The sequence below is a fragment of the Thiohalocapsa halophila genome (assembly GCF_016583825.1).
Classification (GTDB): domain Bacteria; phylum Pseudomonadota; class Gammaproteobacteria; order Chromatiales; family Chromatiaceae; genus Thiohalocapsa; species Thiohalocapsa halophila.
In genome coordinates this window covers 1-2,119 of the sequence record NZ_NRRV01000156.1, presented here as the reverse complement: position 1 = coordinate 2,119, position 2,119 = coordinate 1, and the positions used below count along the sequence as shown (strand labels likewise).

Annotated in this window: 4 protein-coding genes; 3 read left to right on the top strand and 1 reads right to left on the bottom strand. The window is 64.6% G+C overall.

Annotated features, from left to right (window positions below):
• The first annotated feature begins 128 nt into the window (after positions 1–128).
• The 3 genes from CKO31_RS25600 (at position 129) to CKO31_RS25590 (ending at position 1,485) form a co-directional block, all read left to right on the top strand.
• Positions 129–494: a hypothetical protein gene (locus CKO31_RS25600; protein WP_438874037.1), complete on the top strand. Its 366-nt coding sequence runs from the start codon at positions 129–131 to the stop codon at positions 492–494.
• Entirely contained in the window at positions 484–858 is a 375-nt protein-coding gene (locus tag CKO31_RS25595) for a hypothetical protein (protein ID WP_200243597.1), read from the top strand. The genes CKO31_RS25600 and CKO31_RS25595 overlap by 11 nt, the downstream gene beginning before the upstream one ends.
• A 126-nt stretch (positions 859–984) precedes the next feature.
• Positions 985–1,485: a GNAT family N-acetyltransferase gene (locus tag CKO31_RS25590; protein WP_200243595.1), complete on the top strand. Its 501-nt coding sequence runs from the start codon at positions 985–987 to the stop codon at positions 1,483–1,485.
• Between the two features lie 227 nt (positions 1,486–1,712).
• On the opposite strand, the gene CKO31_RS25585 is transcribed toward CKO31_RS25590, so the two are convergent.
• The coding region (locus CKO31_RS25585; protein ID WP_200243582.1) for a hypothetical protein at positions 1,713–2,119 on the bottom strand (407 nt) is incomplete at its 5' end.

Below are 2,119 nucleotides of genomic sequence, written 5' to 3'. Positions count from 1 at the left end.
CACTGTGGTTTGAATGCGAGCCCCTTCACTGCCAAAACCAACCCTGTAGTGCCATAACCGCCATCTGTGTACCACTAAGATACTGTTTATAGGGCCCATTTTTCCGCAGCATGTCAAACATGGGCTAGGTGCTCGCCAACCTCAACAACCTGATCGCGCTGCGGGTGCTCGATGCCGAGACCCACACCTACATCACCGACAGCCTGCCGAAGATTCGCCTGAAGACCCTCATGCGCACCCAGGCCAGCAGCACCCAGTCGGACAACCCGTTGCTCTTCAGCGGCAACGCCGGCGAGCGGCTGATCGAGGAGGAGGGGGAGCTGCTGCCGCCGGCGCTGCTCGGGCACTTGCCGAACCTGGAGTACATCGGCCGGCTCGCCGGTGGGCGGACTATCAAGGGGCGGTTGCCGATACTGGTTGGGCCGGATGCGTCTCCGGTAGACGGACGTCGAGATCAGCTGCAGAGCGGTCAGGCCACAACCCTTGGCCGCTGACCGCCAACCCAGTTCTGACTGGCTCTGGGGCACCACCGTCGCCGTCATTCTGCTGATGATGGAGCTCATCCTACTCTCGGCGCTGGTGCCGACGGACTGGTCGAGCCACATCAGGGGGCTGGAGGATCGGTGGCTGCGAGAGACCATGGGTGCCGAGACCGCGGAGCTGATCCACGCGCTGGCTCGCACTTGGTATGGAACGGCTGTGCGTGGGATGCTGTGGGTCGGCTTGCTGGTCATCATTGGGCTGCTGGTGCCGCTGCCGGTGCCGCCGTTGGCGGTGCCGGTGTTGGGAGTGCTGTTGGGAGTGCTGTTGGGCGTTACTGTCGCTATCCTGCTGACCCAGACGCAGAAGGAGATATGAGCTGGCCCGCGCTTTGTCCCTTGGTTGGGCTCGGAGTGTCCATCTCTCGGTCACACCCGCCTACCGGGATCGCCGCTTGAAGCTAGCCGACAGACAATCGGCAGTTGTTCGCGCAAGAGTCATCGAATGGCAGTGTCCACGTCCAGCATTGCGCTCCGCCTCGCCACGCCCGGGGACGTGGACCCGCTGCGCAGCATCTATGCCGCATCGGTTAACACGCTCGCGCAGGGCCACTACAGCAGCAGGCAAATCGCCGTCTGGGCCGGCTACGCCGAGGCGCCAGCGTTCGGCGACTGCATCCTCGAGCCGCTGACCATCCTGGCGACGATTGCTCAGCAGCCGATCGGCTTTTGCGGGATCGAGCCCACCGGCCACGTCGCCTCGCTTTACGTCCACCCGGACCACGCGCGGCGGGGGCTTGGCATCACGCTTTTGCGCGCGGCGCTGGAGCGCTGCGCGACACCGACCCGAGGCTATTGGCTCGCCGAGGCGAGCCTGCTCAGTCGGCCGGTCTTCGAACGGCTCGGCTTCGGGCAAGTCGGACTCGAGCAGACCGACCGCCGCGGAATCGGCTTCGAGCGCTTCCAGATGCTGCGCGATTGCGAATGCAGCGCCGCAGGGGCGTGAGGTGGCCATCTCGGACAGACTGCCGACGGTATGCCGCCGGGGTAGGGCAGAGCGGGACCACTCTGCAACGTCACAGCAGAGGCCAGAGCGATGCGATGACGATGGACGCTGCGACCCAGGGAGAGATCGATCGTCTGTATGAAGCCGTCGACGCGTTTGCCGGGGAGATGAAGGCCCGGCTGCGCGAGCAGGCGCTGGGCTAGGCGTGGCGGCTTAACGAGACAAGGTCAGTCAGGGACAGGAGCGATCCGCGGCTTGCCTTGAAGCTCGTCGAGCCAGCGCAGCGCGCTCTGTCCGCGGCCCCAAGTGGTCAGCATGACCGCGCCGTCCTTGCGGACCGTCACCGCGGTTTTCATGCTGCGGCCGCGCACGTAGTCCGCCTCGAGGTGCAGCTCCCCATACTTGAACGACAGACAATCGAAGAAGTCGGCAACGGTGAAGTGGTCGTTGGCCTGGTAGTCGATCCCTGACATACCGCGTGGTCGTGCATCCTGGAACGACAGCGCTGCCAGGGTGAAGAGAAAGCCGAAGGCGGCCCACTCGGCGATGTCTTCGGGCTGGGTGTCTTCGTCGTCGTCAGTGAAGACCAGCTCGGCCCGGACAAAGACATTCTCCTGGTCGGGACTGAGCTCCG